The organism is Mycobacterium sp. NPDC004974 (assembly GCF_053600815.1).
Genome location: NZ_JBSGAQ010000009.1, coordinates 91,538 through 108,794, shown reverse-complemented (window position 1 = coordinate 108,794; position 17,257 = coordinate 91,538). Strand labels below are relative to the sequence as shown.

Below are 17,257 nucleotides of genomic sequence, written 5' to 3'. Positions count from 1 at the left end.
TTGAAGGGCAAGGTGGGAATGGCGCCCAACAAGGTCGGGCTGTACAACCCCGCATATGAACACGATGCGTGTGGTGTGGCAATGGTGGCAGACATCCATGGTCGCCGCAGCCGGGACATCGTGGACAAGGCGATCACAGCACTGGTGAATCTGGAGCACCGCGGTGCCCAGGGTGCAGAACCGAACACCGGCGACGGCGCAGGCATCCTGCTGCAGGTCCCGGATTCGTTCCTGCGCGAGGTGGTCGACTTCGAGCTCCCCGAGGCCGGCAGCTACGCCACCGGCATCGCCTTCCTGCCGCAGTCATCGCGCGATGCATCCGCGGCAGCCGAAGCCGTCGAGAAGATCGTCGAAGCCGAGGGCCTGCAGGTGCTGGGCTGGCGTGAGGTGCCCACCGACGACTCCTCGCTCGGCGCACTGGCGCGCGACGCCATGCCGACCTTCCGGCAGCTGTTCATCGGCGGAGCCTCCGACATGGACCTGGAGCGCAAGGCGTACGTCATCCGGAAGCGGGCCGAACACGAGCTTGGCACCAAGGGGCCGGGCCAGGACGGCCCCGGTCGCGAGACCGTGTACTTCCCGAGCCTTTCCGGTCAGACCTTCGTCTACAAGGGCATGCTGACCACCCCGCAGCTCAAGGCTTTCTACCTGGACCTGCAGGACGAGCGGATGACCAGCGCACTGGGCATCGTGCACTCCCGCTTTTCCACCAACACGTTCCCGTCCTGGCCGCTGGCCCACCCGTTCCGGCGGATCGCCCACAACGGCGAGATCAACACCGTCACCGGCAACGAGAACTGGATGCGCGCACGCGAGGCGCTCATCCGCACCGACGTGTTCGGCACCGACGGACTCGACAAGATCGTCCCGGTCTGTACCCCCGGCGCGTCGGACACCGCGCGCTTCGACGAGGTGCTCGAACTGCTGCACCTCGGTGGCCGCAGCCTGCCGCACGCCGTGCTGATGATGATCCCCGAGGCGTGGGAACGCCACGAGTCGATGGATCCCGCGCGCCGCGCCTTCTACGAATTCCACGACTCGCTGATGGAGCCCTGGGACGGACCGGCATCGGTCTGCTTCACCGACGGCACCGTCATCGGCGCCGTGCTGGACCGCAACGGCCTGCGCCCCTCCCGCATCTGGGTGACCGACGACGGTCTCGTCGTGATGGCGTCCGAAGCCGGCGTCCTGCCGCTCGACCCCTCCACGGTGGTCCAGAAGCTGCGCCTGCAGCCCGGCCGGATGTTCCTGGTGGACACCGCCCAGGGCCGCATCGTCTCCGACGAGGAGATCAAGGCTCAGTTGGCCAGTGAGCAGCCCTACCAGGAATGGATCGAGGCGGGCCTGTTCCCCCTCGACGAGCTGCCGCCGGGTGACTACGTCCGGATGCCGCACCACCGCGTGGTCCTGCGCCAGCAGATCTTCGGCTACACCTACGAGGAGCTGAACCTGCTGGTGGCGCCCATGGCGCGCACCGGTGCCGAGGCCCTGGGCTCCATGGGCACCGACACCCCGGTCGCCATCCTCTCGGCGCGGCCGCGGATGCTGTTCGACTACTTCCAGCAGCTGTTCGCCCAGGTCACCAACCCGCCGCTGGACGCCATCCGGGAAGAGGTGGTCACCAGCCTGCAGGGCGTGATCGGACCCGAAGGCGACCTGCTCAACCCCGGTCCGGAATCGTGCCGGCAGATCGTGCTGTCGCAGCCGATCCTGCGCAACGCCGACCTGTCCAAGCTGATCTGCGTCGATCCCGACCACGAGGTCCGGGGCCACAAGCACGGCATGCGGGCCGCGGTGATCCGCTGCCTGTACCCGGTCAACCGGGGCGGACAGGGACTCAAAGAAGCGCTGGACAACGTCCGCGCCAAGGTCTCGGAGGCGATCCGCGAGGGCGCCCGCATCATCGTGCTGTCGGACCGCGAATCCAACGAGACCATGGCGCCGATCCCGTCGCTGCTGTCCGTGGCCGCGGTGCACCACCACCTGGTCCGCGAGCGCACGCGCACCAAGGTCGGCCTGGTGGTCGAGGCCGGTGACGCCCGCGAGGTGCACCACATGGCGATGCTGTGCGGCTTCGGTGCCGCCGCGGTCAACCCGTACATGGCGTTCGAGTCGATCGAGGACATGGTCGACCGGGGCGTGATCGCCGGAATCAGCAGCGATAAAGCCAAGGCCAACTACGTCAAGGCCGCAGGCAAGGGCGTGCTCAAGGTGATGTCCAAGATGGGCATCTCCACCCTGGCCTCCTACACCGGTGCGCAGCTGTTCCAGGCCATCGGCATCTCCCAGGGCGTGCTCGACCAGTACTTCACCGGGCTGAGTTGCCCCGTGGGCGGTATCGACCTCGAGGACATCGCCGCCGACGTCGCCGCGCGTCACTCGCTGGCCTTCCTGGACCGTCCCGACGAGCGCGCCCACCGCGAGCTCGAGGTCGGCGGCGAGTACCAGTGGCGCCGTGAGGGCGAGTATCACCTGTTCAACCCGGACACGGTGTTCAAGCTCCAGCACTCCACCCGCACCGGTCAGTACTCGATCTTCAAGGAGTACACCGCGCTGGTCGACGACCAGAGTGAGCGGATGGCCTCGCTGCGCGGCCTGCTGAAGTTCCGTACCGGTGACGACGCCGTGCGCCAGCCGATCTCCATTGACGAGGTCGAGTCCGCCGCCGAGATCGTCAAGCGTTTCTCCACCGGTGCCATGAGCTACGGCTCGATCTCGGCCGAGGCACACGAGACCCTGGCCATCGCGATGAACCGCCTTGGCGCCCGGTCGAACTCGGGTGAGGGCGGCGAAAGCGTCAACCGCTTCGAGCCGGACGAGAACGGTGACTGGCGCCGCAGCGCCATCAAGCAGGTGGCCTCCGGCCGGTTCGGCGTGACCAGTCACTACCTGACCAACTGCTCCGATATTCAGATCAAGATGGCCCAGGGTGCGAAACCTGGTGAGGGCGGCCAGCTTCCGGGGCACAAGGTGTACCCGTGGGTGGCCGAGGTGCGGCACTCGACCCCGGGTGTCGGCCTGATCTCGCCGCCGCCGCACCACGACATCTACTCGATCGAGGATCTGGCGCAGCTGATCCACGACCTGAAGAACGCCAACCCGGCTGCGCGTGTGCATGTGAAGCTGGTTTCGGAGAACGGCGTCGGAACGGTCGCCGCGGGCGTCTCCAAGGCGCACGCCGACGTGGTGCTGATCTCCGGCCACGACGGCGGTACCGGTGCCACCCCGCTGACGTCGCAGAAGCACGCCGGTGCGCCGTGGGAGCTGGGCCTGGCCGAGACGCAGCAGACCCTGCTGCTCAACGGCCTGCGTGACCGCATCGTGGTCCAGGTCGACGGTCAGCTCAAGACCGGCCGCGACGTGGTGGTCGCCGCGCTGCTGGGCGCCGAGGAGTTCGGCTTCGCCACCGCTCCACTGGTGGTGGCGGGCTGCATCATGATGCGCGTCTGCCACCTCGACACCTGCCCGGTGGGTGTGGCCACCCAGAACCCGGTGCTGCGGCAGCGGTTCAACGCCAAGCCCGAGTTCGTCGAGAACTTCTTCATGTTCATCGCCGAAGAAGTCCGGGAACTCATGGCGCAGTTGGGCTTCCGCACCGTCAACGAGATGGTCGGCCAGGCCGGCGCGCTGGACACCACCAAGGCCGCCGAGCACTGGAAGGCTCACAAGCTGGACCTGACGCCGGTGCTGTACGAGCCCGAGTCGGCGTTCATGAACCAGGACCTGTACTGCAGCTCGCGTCAGGACCACGGCCTGGACAAGGCGCTGGATCAGCAGCTGATCACCCAGAGCCGCGAGGCCCTGGATTCCGCTTCGCCCGTCCGATTTTCAACAAAAATCACCAACGTCAACCGCACGGTGGGCACCATGCTCGGCCACGAGGTCACCAAGGCTTATGGCGGACAGGGGCTTCCGGACGGCACCATCGACATCACGTTCGACGGGTCGGCAGGCAACAGCTTCGGTGCGTTCGTGCCCAAGGGCATCACGCTGCGGGTCTACGGCGACGCCAACGACTACGTCGGCAAGGGCCTGTCGGGTGGTCGCATCGTGGTCCGCCCGGACGACGCAGCACCGGCCGATTTCGCCGCCGAGGACAACATCATCGCCGGCAACGTGGTCCTCTTCGGTGCCACCAGCGGCGAGGCGTTCCTGCGCGGCCAGGTCGGCGAGCGGTTCGCGGTCCGTAACTCCGGCGCCCACGCGGTCGTCGAGGGCGTCGGCGACCACGGCTGCGAGTACATGACCGGCGGCAAGGTCGTCATCCTCGGACCCACCGGCCGCAACTTCGCGGCGGGCATGTCCGGCGGTGTCGCCTACGTCTACGACCCGGCCGGCGTGCTGGGCGAGAACCTGAACACCGAGATGGTGGAGCTGGAAGCTTTGGAGGCCGCTGATGTCGAGTGGCTGCAGGGCATTCTCACCGCCCACGTCGATGCGACCGATTCGGCTGTGGGACAACGGGTCCTATCTGATTGGGATAACGAGTTGAAGCACTTTGTGAAGGTCATGCCGCGCGACTACAAGCGCGTGCTGGCCGCTATCGCCGAGGCCGAACAAGCCGGCGTGAATGTGGACGAGGCGATCATGGCGGCCGCCAATGGCTGATCCGCGCGGTTTCCTCAAGCACACCTCCAAAGAGCTTCCGTCCCGCCGGCCGGTTCCGCTGCGCCTGAAGGACTGGAAAGAGGTCTACGAGGACTTCTCCCACGAGACCCTGCAGGACCAGGCATCGCGATGCATGGACTGCGGTATCCCGTTCTGCCACAACGGTTGCCCGCTGGGGAACCTGATCCCCGAGTGGAACGACCTGGTGTACCGGGACCGGTGGCGCGACGCGATCGAGCGACTGCACGCCACCAACAACTTCCCGGAGTTCACCGGACGGCTGTGCCCCGCCCCGTGTGAGGCCTCCTGCGTCCTGGGCATCAATCAGGATCCGGTGACCATCAAGCAGGTCGAGGTCGAGATCATCGACAACGCCTTCGACCAGGGCTGGGTCGTTCCGAAGATGCCCGACGTGCAGACCGGCAAGAAGGTCGCCGTCGTCGGGTCCGGACCGGCCGGACTGGCCGCTGCCCAGCAGCTCACCCGGGCCGGCCACACCGTCACGGTGTTCGAGCGCGCCGACCGCATCGGTGGCCTGCTGCGCTACGGCATCCCCGAGTTCAAGATGGAAAAGCGCCACATCGACCGGCGTCTGGAGCAGATGGCGGCCGAAGGCACCCAGTTCCGTCCCGGCGTCAACGTCGGCGTCGACATCACGGTGGCCCAGCTGCGGCTGAACTACGACGCGGTCGTGCTGGCCGGCGGTGCCACCGCATGGCGCGATCTGCCGATCCCGGGCCGCGAGCTCGACGGCATCCACCAGGCCATGGAGTTCCTGCCCTGGGCCAACCGCGTTCAGTTCGGCGATGACGTCCTCGACGAGAACGGCCAGCCGCCGATCACCGCCAAGGACAAGCACGTCATCATCATCGGCGGCGGCGACACCGGCGCGGACTGCCTGGGGACCTCGCACCGTCAGGGCGCGGCCAACATCCACCAGTTCGAGATCATGCCGCGTCCCCCGGAGACCCGCGCGGATTCGACCCCGTGGCCGACCTACCCGCTGATGTTCCGGGTGTCCTCGGCTCACGAAGAGGGCGGCGACCGCGTGTTCTCGGTCAACACCGAGGAATTCACCGGTGCCGACGGTCACGTGACCGGCCTGCGCGCGCACGAGGTCAAGATGAACGCCGGCAAGTTCGAGAAGGTCGAAGGGACCGACTTCGAGCTCAAGGCCGACCTGGTGCTGCTCGCCATGGGCTTTATTGGTCCAGAAAAGGACGGACTCCTTACGGGGCTCGGTGTCGAGCTGACCGACCGCGGAAACGTCTCGCGCGACAACAACTTCCAGACCTCGGTACCCGGCGTGTTCGTGGCCGGTGACATGGGGCGCGGGCAGTCGCTGATCGTGTGGGCGATCGCCGAAGGCCGGGCCGCTGCCGCGGGCGTGGATCGCTACCTGATGGGCAAGACCGCCCTGCCGGTGCCGATCAAGCCCACTGCCGCGCCGCAGCGCTGAATTGGTGAATCGGCCTCCTGCGGAGGCCGATTACGATCTCCAGGTGTCGCTCGCTCGGATACCCCACGTGACCGGGGGTGAGTTGGTGCTGCGACGGCGTGTCGTCTCGATCGCACTGATCGGGGCAGTCCTGGCATTGCTGGTGCACAACCACCTCGTTCCATTCCAGACGCAGTTCTTCGGACTGACCGGGAACAACTTCGACCTGGATACGTATCGCGCCGCGGTGCACGCTTCCTGGGACGGCAGGAGCCTGTACGAGGAACCGGCGCTGCGCGGGGCCTGGTTCGTATATCCGCCGTTCGCGGCTTTCGTCCTTGCGCCGTTCGCCTGGCTCGGTTTCGACGTCGCCAAGTACCTTCTGCTGGCGCTGTCGATCTGCCTGCTGGCGCTCATCGCGTGGCGCATCCTGCGCCTGGCAGGTCTTCGCGCGGATCTTCGGCTGGGCGTGCTGAGCGCCGCGCTGGCGGTGATCGTCATCGATGTCGAGCCGGTACAGGCCACCTTGTGGTGGGGGCAGATCAACGTCCTGCTCATGGCGCTGGTGATGCTGGATCTGTTGCGGCCCACCGCGTCCCGGTGGCGGGGGATCGGGCTGGGGATCGCCGCCGGCATCAAGCTCACGCCGCTCGTGTTCCTCCCGTATCTGCTCTTAACCAGGCAGTGGCGCGCCTCGGCCGTGGCGGCACTGACTTTCGTCGCCACGGTGGTGCTCACCTGGCCGCTGCTACCGCGAGACAGCGCCTGGTTCTGGAGTCACCTCGGGGACACCTCGCACATCAGCTCCATCGATCATCTGGCCAACCAGTCGATCAACGGATTCCTCGCCCGGTACTTCGCCCCGAACCCGCGCCCGGAGTGGCTGTGGATTATGTTGAGCCTCTTGGTGCTTGCCGCCGGTCTCGCGGCGGCGACCTGGGCGTACCGGCGAGGAGAACGCGCGCTGGCGGTGGTCCTGGTGGGCTTGACCGGTTGCGCGGTATCGCCGTTCAGTTGGGCGGCGCACTGGGTGTGGTTCGCACCTGCGATCTTCTGGCTCGTCGCGAAAGCGTGCACGGCACAAGGCATGTGGGCTCGTGGCTGGATGTACCGGGCGGCGGGCCTGCTCGCGATGGTGTTCATGTGGACTCTGCACCGGCCAGGCCGTAATCACACCACCATGTACTTCACCGGCGTGTACTGGAACTTCCTGGATGTGCGGCGGTTCTGGGTCGGCCAGCTCGCGAGTGGTTGGTATCCGCTGGTGTTCGTGTGTTTCGGGATCGGTGCGGTGGGTTGGTTGCGTCTGAGCGCGACGCCGCGGGCCGACGAACCGGAGGTGTTCTCGCTGCCGGGCACGGGCATCGACGACTACCCGCCGGAGCTTCTCGATGAAGAGCTGGCGCGCGTCTGAACGGCCTGGCACGAAAGCGGTTACGGGCTGACGAGGGAAAAGAGCTGAGTGCCGTCGTCGGACAGGCGCACCAGGGTATCGCCCAGTCGGGTGACCCGGCCGAGTGGTCCGTTCCTCGGGATCGACCACACTCGTTCACACGTGGAGAGATCCCACGCATCGGCCAGCAGATCGGACTTCGGATTGACCGGAGCGCGCACCGCCACTGTGCCGTCTGATCCGAGATAGCCTGTGTCCAAGTTGAATTCGCACGCCTCGCCCTTGTCGCCCGTCCGCATGTCATATGGCCGATAGAGGGTAGATTGGGTGACCCTGTCGGTCTCACTGACCCACAGTGTGGTGCCGATCAGTTGGAGGTGGCCGCCATCGAGGTCGAGCAGTTTCATGCCTTGCAGGGTGTACACGCCGTAGTCGCCGGAGTCTCCGATGCCGATCAAGTTTCCGGTTATGGTGCCGACATTGCCGTCGAAGCGTTTGTCGACTGCGAGTTTTCCACTGTTGTCGAATAACTGGACGAAATCGTGGCCCGGCCTCTCGGTGAACTGCTGTGCAAAGCCGCCGTTGAAGAATGCGGTATTGAGCAACTCGGTGTTGTCTGGGAATTGCGGGTCTAGCACCTCACCGTCCTTGAGGGAGAACAGTATTGCGCCATCTTCTCGACCAGTGCCCTGGAAGGCGACGTCATTGTTGTGCTCGGCGACGAGGCCCGCTCCCGGTACGAACCATGTCGTCTGGGCTTGTGGTCCGAAGCCGTAGAGCCCCTGTTTCTCGGTTGCCGCGACCAGATAATTGCCAACCTGGGCGGCCTTGAGCTTCCCCGTCATCAAGCGCACTCCGGTCGGGCCCGTGAACGTCAGTTCCCCGGTGTGCTGGTCGATCACCCACGCAGTGGCTCGGTAATAGTCGTCTGCGATGCACACGACCGAAGGTCCGTTGATGAAGCAGCTCGGCGCTTTGTCGGTCATGTTCAGCGCGACTGGCGGAAACAACCTGTGCCCGTCGCTGGCATCGACACCGGTCAGCCACCACTGCGGAGTGGGTCCGGGGCTGTTAGCCAGGAGATACGCGCGAGACGTTCCCGTTCCGACGATGGGGCCGGAGGGGTCGTCACCGGCGGTGATCGTCGAGCCGGGCGGTAATCCCAGGGTAGCGATATCGGTTTTCCACCCTGCTTCCGGCGCTGTGCGCATCGACGCGAGGTAGTCCGATTCTGGAGGATTCCAGTGATGCCGCGCCCAGGCCTCGGAGCCGGCCGAGAACCACCACACGATGGTGCCGATAACGAGCACGACAATCGTCACAAGCGCGGCAAGAATGAACGGCCAGCGTGCGCGTCGTTTGGTCGGGAGTGATTGAGCCATCAGTCGTCTCCCTCATCTTGGTACCGGGTGGCGAAGATCTGGGCCTTCTCCGCGAGCACGGCTTCGACGGACGGTAGCCCGGCGTCGTGCTCCAAATGGTTGCGGATAGACGTTCGATCGACGCCCAGTCGCTCCAGGGCACTCGAAAGGATGAGGTTCTGGCCAGCCAGGGCCTGCTGCGCAGCGAGTCTCGCAATCACCAGGATCTCGTCGGTGAGTTGGCCTTCAGTCATATCGACGACGCGCGGCGAGAGGTCGATATATGCGGGTTGACCGCTCGCCAATGCACTGACCGACACTGTCCCTGGGGGATTCGTCACGGTGAAGAGTACGGCCAGCATGGCCTCATCGTCGGCATCAGGAGTCGGCACCGCTAATTCCGAGTTATCCCCGGACTGTTCGATCGGGTTGGTGAAGTCGAGCGCATCAAGCGACGACTGGTCTTCGGGATAGTCGGGTTCGTCGTCGTCCCAGGAGGAATCGTCCCAGCTACCGCTCACTCACACCCCACATGTGTTGATGTTGCCACCTTCAGCGGAGTCGGTGTTTTCGTAGTTGGCGGCCGCGGTGGTTAACTTCTCGGCGAGCTCTGTGGACACCTTCTCCATTTTTCCGCCGGCCGTCCGCCGCGCGGCCTCGACCGCAGCAACGGCGAGATTCGTTGCACCACAGACTAGTCCGTGGGTATCTAGGACATTCCGTGCCGGGTCGACAATCGACCGATTCGCTCCCGTGATCTGGTCGACCGCCGTGTGTTGCTTCTCGGAAAGGTGTTGGATGTGCTCGGTAAGGACCGTGAGGTTCTTCTCGTAATCGGTTGGCATTGAGGTTCTTTCGCAATAGTTCAGGATCGGGCGGTGGGCACGGGGGTTGCGCCATCGCCGCGAACACCTGGACCGACGGGCGCGCGTTGGCCGGCATGAGTGGCGGGTGCAGCCGCTGCCGGGACCTTGGGTGGCGGGGCGGCAGGTGGCGGCACCGCAGCCGCGGGGGCTTTGGGTGTCATGGGCGGGGGAGCGCTCGGTGCAGCCGGACTTGCGGGTGCTGGATTCCTGTAAGGCGTAGCCGGTGGGCCATAGACGATGGGTTCCTCGGGGCTCGGGACCGTGTACGGCTCTTTGGGGTCCAATCGCGATGGTGCCTTGGTCGGCGCATGCAGGTCCGGTAGCGCCGTCTCCTTCTTGGGGCGAGGAAGGGTTTCGTCGGGCTTATCCGGATCACCCTGCTCCGGCACTGCGAAGACTTCGCACCCTCCCATGGGCTTACCTGACGTGTCTTTTGCAGCGCCTTCGTACCCGTCGAGATGGTCACGGATGCGCAAGGCGTTCTGCACGCTGTTCGCGAGCAGCTTGCCGATCGCGTCACCCGCGATTCCCGTTGCTGTGGCGGCGGCGGCGGTGTCCAGGAGGACCTTGAGTGCAGCACTGACTGGATGGGCATTCATCGCCATCGTCGCGTAGTCGTAGGCCTTGAGCCAGTCGATCTGGTCGTCGAGAGTTTCTCGGGTATGGCCCACCTGTTCGGCCTCGATGTCGAGGATGTTTGCAACTTCGAGGTCTGCATTCTGTACCTCGAAAGTGACGCGTCGATGCGATGCGTTCACCGCGTTGTAGACCTGCGAGGCCGTTCCGTCCCACCGATCAGTGTGTGGCTCCGCGGCAATGAGAGTTGCCACCGCTGTGCCGAGGCGTTCGCTCGAGCCGCGGAACTCGTCGCCGTTGGTGGGGTTTCCCGATCCGGTCGTCAACTTCATGCCGTCGATCGCCATTTGCGCGAGCCATAGGATCTTGGACTCGGCCGGCACGAGGCTCTTCATCGATTTGAACGCCGTCGGTAGTGGCCCTACCCCAAATCCGAGGCTTGCGAGGCCCTCGGTGATGTCTCCGATGTCGTCCGCAATCTTCAGGCCATCCTGAAGGGCGCCCCCCCATGTCCCTGTCGAGTATGTTGTCGACGAAACTTGCGCCGTCTTTGGCACCGTTTACGACGCCACTGACGAGTTTGAGCGGGCCCTCGGCGAAATCGGTCAGGCCATCGACGAAACCCACGAGCCCCCCTTTATTCGGCTAGAAGTCTATCGGCGCGATGAGCGGCTCCGGCGCGGCAATTTCCGTGTTCGCGCATCTGAGCTTCACCGTGCACCTTCGGCAACGAAGGCAAGGTTGAGAGTTTTCTTAATTAACTGATGTGGCCTGCATCACAACTCTTGATGATGTGAAAAAGTGATCCAGATCCTCTTTGGGGCCCCTCGATGTCACATCCACCTCATTGGTAACACGGGAAACATCAGATTTTTGTGCGGCGTGGCTCACACTGTTTGCCGGATGTCAGGTATCTAATGACGTGGTGAGAGTGCTGCGGTAACGTGGAACTACGGGTACAGCTACCAGTAAGTCGCAGGAGTGATCACCGTGTACATCAGTCCGATAAGTCGGTCACGGATGGGTCGTATTGCCTGGTCATTGTTCCGTCATCCGATGAAGAGCCGTGAGTTTCCGGCCAAGAACGAACGCCTGGCCACTGCCGACGAGCTACTTCGCTTCGGCTGGTGACGAGTATCCGTCACGCCCCGGACCGACGCCTTAACGCCGACCCGAGGGCGTAGCCGTATCGGTCAGCGGGTCAGCTGGCCGGAATCTCTGATCGCCTCGGCCAACGGTTCCAACACAGCCGGATCGTAGGGCGGCGGCAGGTAGATGATCGCCAGATCCAATCCCTCGGCACCGAGTGCGGCGGCCTCGTCGACCACCTTCTCGTAGTCGAGGTCCGCACCCAGTCGCACGTGCGCCGACAGGGTGATCTCCTTGGGGTCACGGCCGAGATCGGCGCAGTGCGCGGCCAGCACATCGCGCTTGCGGGCGAACTCCTCGGGCGGGCCGCCGACGAAGTTCCAGTGATCGGCGTACTTCGCGGTGATCCGCAGGGTGCGCTTCTCGCCGCTGCCGCCGATACAGAACGGTGGATGCGGCTGCTGTGGGCCCTTGGGCTCGTTGCGCGCGTCCTTCAGTTGGTAGAACTTGCCGTCGAACGTCGTCGTGTCCTGCGTCAGTAGCCCTTTGAGAACCTCGCAGGCCTCCTCGAACCGGTCGAAGCGTTCCTTGATCGAACCGAGTTCGATGCCGTAGGCACCGGACTCCTCCTCGTTCCAGCCGGCGCCGATGCCGAGCTCCAGGCGCCCGTTGGAGACGATGTCCAGTGCGGAGGCCATGTTCGCCAGCACGGCGGGATGGCGGTAGTGGATACCGGTGACGAGCACCCCGACGCGCAACCGCTCAGTGGCCTGCGCCAGGGCGGTCAGCGTCGTCCAGCCCTCGAGGCAGGGGCCGGACGAGTCGGAGAAGATCGGATAGAAGTGGTCGAACGTCCAGCCGGATTCGAAGACGTCGATCGTGTCGGCAGCTTTCCAGATGGCGAGCATGTCGGCCCAGGTCGTGTTCTGCGGGGAGGTTTTGAAGGCGAAGCGCACGTCATCACAAACTAGTCGCGCGCCGGCATTCATTCCTGGACTCGCGCAACTGCCAGGAGCTTTTCAGGCGCGCTACGGATCCATGGTGCTGATTCCGTATCTTCGGTGCCATTTTGGCGTCGCAATCGGTAGTCTCGGGCAGGGAAATATACGAAATCCCCCGATCTGACCCGTCTTGGAGTGAACATGAGCGTGTACGCAGTCACCGATCCGGCGACCGCCGAGGTGGTCGCCACTTACCCGACCTCGACCGACGCCGAGGTCCAGGCTGCGATCGACGCCGCAGCCAAGGCCGGCCGGAGCTGGGCCCGCACCACCACCGTGGCCGAACGGGCCGCGCTCATCACCAAGGTCGCCGCCCTGTACGAGCAGCGCCGCGAACAGCTGGCCGACGTCATCGTCCGAGAGATGGGCAAGCCGCGCGATCAGGCGCTGGGCGAGGTCGACTTCACCGCCGCCATCTACCAGTACTACGCCGACAACGCCGAACAGTTCCTGGCCGACGAGCCGATCTCGCTTCTCGATGGTGATGGCACCGCGGTGGTCAAGCGAGGCCCGGTCGGGGTGCTGCTCGGCATCATGCCGTGGAACTACCCCTACTACCAGGTGGCCCGGTTCGCCGGACCAAACCTGATCGTGGGCAACACGATTCTGCTCAAGCACGCCCCGCAGTGCCCCGAATCCGCCGAGCTGATGCAGCTGATCTTCCTGGAGGCCGGCTTCCCGCAGGGCGCCTACGTGGACATTCGCGCCACCAACGAGCAGATTGCCGACGTCATCGCCGACCCACGGGTGGCCGCCGTATCGCTGACAGGTTCTGAACGGGCGGGTGCCGCAGTCGCCGAGATCGCCGGCCGCAATCTCAAGAAGTGCGTACTGGAACTCGGTGGCTCCGATCCGTTCATCCTGCTGTCCACCGATGACCTCGACGCCACCGTGCAGGCAGCTGTCGACGCCCGCATGGAGAACACCGGACAGTGCTGTAACGGCGCCAAGCGCTTCATCGTCACCGAGAACCTCTACGACGACTTCCTGGCCAAGTTCACCGAGAAGCTGCTCGCCGCGGCCGACGGAATCGCCCCGCTGTCCTCGGAGCTGGCCGCCGACCGGCTTGAGCAGCAGGTGTCACAGGCTGTCGAGCAGGGCGCCACACTGGCCACGACAGGCGAGCGTCGTGGCGCCTTCTTCCCGCCGGCCGTGCTGACGGGTGTGACCGAGGACAACGACGCCTACCACCAGGAGCTGTTCGGCCCGGTGGCGATCGTGTACAAGGTCGGTTCCGAAGACGAGGCCGTTGCCCTCGCCAACGACACCCCGTTCGGACTCGGGTCCTACGTGTTCACCACCGACGCGGACCAGGCCGCCCGGGTCGCCGACAAGATCGACGCCGGAATGGTTTTCGTCAATCTCGTCGGCGCTGACAGTGCGGAACTGCCGTTCGGCGGGATCAAGCGGTCCGGTTTCGGACGCGAGCTCGGCAGGTACGGCATGGACGAGTTCGTGAACAAGAAGCTGATCCGCATCGGCGGCTGACGCTGACGGAGCAGGTCAATGCGGGCCACGCGCGACATGCAGTCGCGCGTGGCCGATCGCATCGTCGAGCGAATCGAGCAGATGGTTCTCGTGCCGGAGTGAGTCGAAGACGCCGACGTTGGCGAGCAACTCGGAGTGCTCCGGGCGTACGCCCTTGATGATCACCGTGATACCCCGTGACTCCAGTTCGGTGGCGATCTCCGCGAGCGTGTGTGCGCCGGTGGCGTCGAGCATCCCGAGTTGCGACATCCGGATGATGACGACGGAAGTCTGCGGGTGCTCGGCGTCCGTGATCGCACTCGAAATGCGTTCGGCTGCACCGAAGAACATCGCACCATCGAGGCGCAGCAGCGCGATCTGATCATCCCCGGGATGCGATGGACCCGGGAGCTCTTCACGAACGACGCTGCTGCGCCGTGCTACGGAACGCAATGCGAAGAACGCGGCGGCGACGACGCCGATCTCGACGGCCTCGATCAGGTCGAAGCACACGGTGACCGCGGCGGTCAGCGCAAAGGTCAACGCATCGGATCGGGTGGAGCGCAGGATCTTCCGGATCGTGGCCGCCGAGATCATCCGGAACGACGTCACCATCAGCACGCCGGCCAGCGCAGCGAGCGGAATGGTGGACACCGGACCGGTGGCCAGATACACCACGCCCAGCAGGACGAGTGAGTGCACGATCGCCGCCACCCGCGTCCGGGCGCCGGACCGGACGTTGACGGCGGTGCGGGCGATCGCGCCGGTGGCGGGCATACCGCCGAAAACTCCGGAGGCGACAGAGGCCAGACCCTGCCCCACCAGCTCACGATCAGGGTCGTACGGTCCGGTCGGCGACATGGTCGCGGCGACCCGCGCCGACAGCAGAGATTCGATGGCCGCGAGCGCGGCGATGGCCAGCGCGGCACCCAGCAGGGTGCGCAAGGCGCCGAGGTCGGCGTGCGGCAGCACCGGGGTAGGCAGGTGTGACGGCAGCTCGCCGATCGCGGCGACCGGAACGTGGAGCGCGGAAACCAAGACGGTAACCACGATCACCGCCGTCAGCGATTCCGGGATGGACCGGTGCAGTCGGGGCAGGACGACCATGAGGAGCGCGACGACAGCAACCACCCCAAGGGTTTTCGCCGCGGCGGTCCAATCGGCCTGGACGATTGCCGTGATCGCGGCGGGCAGTGTGCGCTCACCGGCCGGGGCCTGCTGGGCGAAGGCGGCGGGAACCTGTTGCAGGAAGATGATCGCCGCGATGCCCAGGGTGAACCCCTCGATCACCGGCCACGGAATGAATGTCACGGCCCGGCCGAGACCGGTTGCCCCGGCGGCCAGCACCAGCAGGCCTGCCGCAACGGTCACCAATGCGATGCTGCCGAGCCCGTGTTGCGCGACGATCGGCGCCAGGACCACCGCCATCGCCCCCGTCGGGCCGGATACCTGCACATGAGAACCGCCGAACACGGCCGCGACCAGGCCGGCCACCACTGCCGTGACCAGCCCTGCGGCGGCTCCCACGCCTGAACTGATCCCGAATGCCAACGCCAACGGCAATGCCACCACCCCGACGGTCACACCCGCGAGAACGTCGCGGCGCCACGAGTGTGGAAATTCGGTGTAGTCGTCGCGATGGGGCAGCAGCCGACGGAATGTGCCGGCCGCGGTTCTGATCAAAGTACTGCCTGACGAATTGATGGATTGAGCGATTTCGCAATCCACTGTACGGCATCGCAAATGCTGGGCACACTGAAGGTATGAGCGGCGTCCTGTACTTCGACGGCAACTGCGGCATGTGCACCCGCAGCGCGAACTCCTTGATGCGGCGGCAACGCACCGGAGAGCTGCACATCGAGCCGTTCCAGCGGCCCGGCACGCCGGAGCTCCTCGGCGTCGCGAACGATGAGATGCTCGAAGCCGCGTGGTGGAAGGACTCGTCGGGGGACGTGTACCGCGGCGCCGAAGCGATCAACGCGGCGCTGTCGGCCGGGATGGGCAGCCGGATTCCGTTGGGGCTGTACCGCATTCCCGGTGTGCGTCAGGTGCAGAATGCCGCCTACCGCTGGGTGGCGAGCCATCGATACCGGTTCCCGGGCACCACGCCGCATTGCGCGGCGCGCCCAGGGGACTGCTGAGCAGCGCCGATGGATCCGGTGACCGCACTGCGCCAGATCGCGTACTACAAGGACCGCGCGCGCGAAGATTCGCGACGGGTGATGGCCTACCGCAACGCGGCCGACGTCGTCGAAGCATTGAGCGATGTCCAGCGCGAGCGCCTGGGTGCGTCGAACAGCTGGCAATCGTTGCCGGGGGTGGGGCCCAAGACCGCGAAGGTCATCGCCCAGGCCTGGGCCGGCCGTGAGCCCGACACGCTCATCGAATTACGTTCGGCGGCTGAGGACTTCGGGGGTGGCGCGGTGCGCGCCGCGCTTCGGGGCGACCTGCATGTGCACTCCAACTGGTCGGACGGATCCGCCCCGATCGAGGAGATGATGCTGGCCGCACGCGACCTCGGCCACGAGTACTGTGCGCTGACCGACCACTCACCGCGCCTGCGGGTGGCCAACGGGCTGTCACCGGAACGGTTGCGCGACCAGCTCGACGTCATCGAGGGGCTCCGCGAACTCGTGGCCCCGATGCGCATCCTCACCGGGATCGAGGTCGACATCCTCGAAGACGGGTCGCTGGACCAGGAGCCCGAACTGCTGGAACGCCTCGACGTGGTGGTGGCCAGCGTCCACTCCAAACTCGCCATGGACTCGGCGGCCATGACCCGGCGCATGGTCAAAGCGGTATCGAATCCGCACACCGATGTTCTCGGGCACTGCACCGGACGCCTGGTCACCGGTGGACGCGGAGTGCGGCCCGAGTCCAAGTTCGACGCCGGGAAGGTGTTCACGGCCTGCTTCGACCACGGCACCGCCGTCGAGATCAACTCGCGGCCCGAGCGGCGCGACCCACCGACCCGGCTGCTGAACCTGGCATTGGAGATCGGTTGTCTTTTCACCATCGACACCGATTCCCACGCTCCCGGCCAGCTCGAGTTCCTCGGCTACGGAGCCCAGCGGGCCCTGGACGCCGAGGTGCCGATCGAGCGCATCGTCAACACCTGGCCGGCCGAGCAGCTGCTCGCGTGGACCGCCGGCTGAGGTTCACGCTCCCGAAGTGAACGGATCATGCTCGGCGAGCAGCCTTTCCATGCGGGCCTCGTCCAGCCGGACCCGGACAGTGGCCGCCTCCTGCTGATCACGGATCACCTTGGCCAGGGTGAAGGCGCTGGTGACGAGGAACAGGACCGACATACCGAGGAACATCCGCTGCCAGATGTCGATCGGGAGGAAGAAGACCCCGCCGAGCACGCCGAGGAAGCTCACCCCGAACGCGATGGTCGCCTGAAGGGAGAACGCGGCGGTGACTTTCGAGCTGTCGTTGAGTGCGATCATGCTTCGAGC

The 17,257-nt window shown here is 65.5% G+C and carries 13 protein-coding genes; 6 read left to right on the top strand and 7 right to left on the bottom strand.

Annotated features, from left to right (window positions below):
• The first annotated feature begins 18 nt into the window (after positions 1 to 18).
• From gltB to ACWEFV_RS20440, 3 genes are read left to right on the top strand one after another with little or no spacing between them, the layout of a single operon-like run.
• Positions 19 to 4,608 carry a glutamate synthase large subunit gene (gltB, locus tag ACWEFV_RS20450; RefSeq protein WP_450071486.1) on the top strand — a complete coding sequence of 1,530 codons (4,590 nt, stop codon included), beginning with the start codon at positions 19 to 21 and terminating at the stop codon, positions 4,606 to 4,608.
• Entirely contained in the window at positions 4,601 to 6,067 is a 1,467-nt protein-coding gene (locus ACWEFV_RS20445; protein WP_450071485.1) for a glutamate synthase subunit beta, read from the top strand. Before gltB ends, ACWEFV_RS20445 begins: the two co-directional genes overlap by 8 nt.
• Positions 6,068 to 6,125: 58 nt before the next feature.
• The gene (locus ACWEFV_RS20440) at positions 6,126 to 7,460 is read left to right on the top strand and encodes a glycosyltransferase 87 family protein (RefSeq protein ID WP_450071589.1); all 1,335 of its coding nucleotides are present in this window, start codon (positions 6,126 to 6,128) and stop codon (positions 7,458 to 7,460) included.
• Positions 7,461 to 7,480: 20 nt separating this feature from the next.
• Here the strand turns inward: ACWEFV_RS20440 and ACWEFV_RS20435 are convergent, their stop codons facing one another.
• From ACWEFV_RS20435 to ACWEFV_RS20415, 5 genes are all read right to left on the bottom strand, one after another.
• Positions 7,481 to 8,821: a hypothetical protein gene (locus ACWEFV_RS20435; protein ID WP_450071484.1), complete on the bottom strand. Its 1,341-nt coding sequence runs from the start codon at positions 8,819 to 8,821 to the stop codon at positions 7,481 to 7,483.
• Positions 8,821 to 9,321, bottom strand: coding sequence for a YbaB/EbfC family DNA-binding protein (locus tag ACWEFV_RS20430; protein WP_450071483.1), 501 nt, complete (start codon positions 9,319 to 9,321; stop codon positions 8,821 to 8,823). Before ACWEFV_RS20430 ends, ACWEFV_RS20435 begins: the two co-directional genes overlap by 1 nt.
• On the bottom strand, positions 9,322 to 9,645 hold the full coding sequence (locus ACWEFV_RS20425; protein WP_070945863.1) for an ESX-1 secretion-associated protein: 324 nt from the start codon (positions 9,643 to 9,645) through the stop codon (positions 9,322 to 9,324).
• A 20-nt stretch (positions 9,646 to 9,665) separates the two neighbouring features.
• The gene (locus tag ACWEFV_RS20420; RefSeq protein WP_450071482.1) at positions 9,666 to 10,799 is read right to left on the bottom strand and encodes an EspA/EspE family type VII secretion system effector; all 1,134 of its coding nucleotides are present in this window, start codon (positions 10,797 to 10,799) and stop codon (positions 9,666 to 9,668) included.
• 636 nt (positions 10,800 to 11,435) lie between these two features.
• Complete coding sequence (locus ACWEFV_RS20415; RefSeq protein ID WP_450071481.1) at positions 11,436 to 12,287, bottom strand: LLM class F420-dependent oxidoreductase; 852 nt, start codon at positions 12,285 to 12,287, stop codon at positions 11,436 to 11,438.
• Positions 12,288 to 12,473: 186 nt separating this feature from the next.
• Between ACWEFV_RS20415 and ACWEFV_RS20410 the strand changes: the two genes are divergently transcribed.
• Positions 12,474 to 13,820, top strand: coding sequence for an NAD-dependent succinate-semialdehyde dehydrogenase (locus tag ACWEFV_RS20410; RefSeq protein ID WP_450071480.1), 1,347 nt, complete (start codon positions 12,474 to 12,476; stop codon positions 13,818 to 13,820).
• A 15-nt stretch (positions 13,821 to 13,835) separates the two neighbouring features.
• Here ACWEFV_RS20410 and ACWEFV_RS20405 read toward each other — a convergent pair whose 3' ends face one another.
• Positions 13,836 to 15,482, bottom strand: a complete 1,647-nt coding sequence (locus ACWEFV_RS20405) for a SulP family inorganic anion transporter (protein ID WP_450071479.1) — start codon at positions 15,480 to 15,482, stop codon at positions 13,836 to 13,838.
• Between the two features lie 80 nt (positions 15,483 to 15,562).
• On the opposite strand from ACWEFV_RS20405, the gene ACWEFV_RS20400 reads away from it, so the two are divergent.
• Together ACWEFV_RS20400 and ACWEFV_RS20395 are read left to right on the top strand one after the other, a co-directional pair.
• Positions 15,563 to 15,940 (top strand): thiol-disulfide oxidoreductase DCC family protein, encoded by a 378-nt coding sequence (locus ACWEFV_RS20400; protein ID WP_450071478.1) that lies wholly within the window; start codon positions 15,563 to 15,565, stop codon positions 15,938 to 15,940.
• A 9-nt stretch (positions 15,941 to 15,949) separates the two neighbouring features.
• On the top strand, positions 15,950 to 16,954 hold the full coding sequence (locus ACWEFV_RS20395; RefSeq protein WP_450071477.1) for a PHP domain-containing protein: 1,005 nt from the start codon (positions 15,950 to 15,952) through the stop codon (positions 16,952 to 16,954).
• 3 nt (positions 16,955 to 16,957) lie between these two features.
• On the opposite strand, the gene ACWEFV_RS20390 is transcribed toward ACWEFV_RS20395, so the two are convergent.
• Entirely contained in the window at positions 16,958 to 17,248 is a 291-nt protein-coding gene (locus tag ACWEFV_RS20390; protein WP_450071476.1) for a YiaA/YiaB family inner membrane protein, read from the bottom strand.
• Positions 17,249 to 17,257 lie beyond the last annotated feature (9 nt).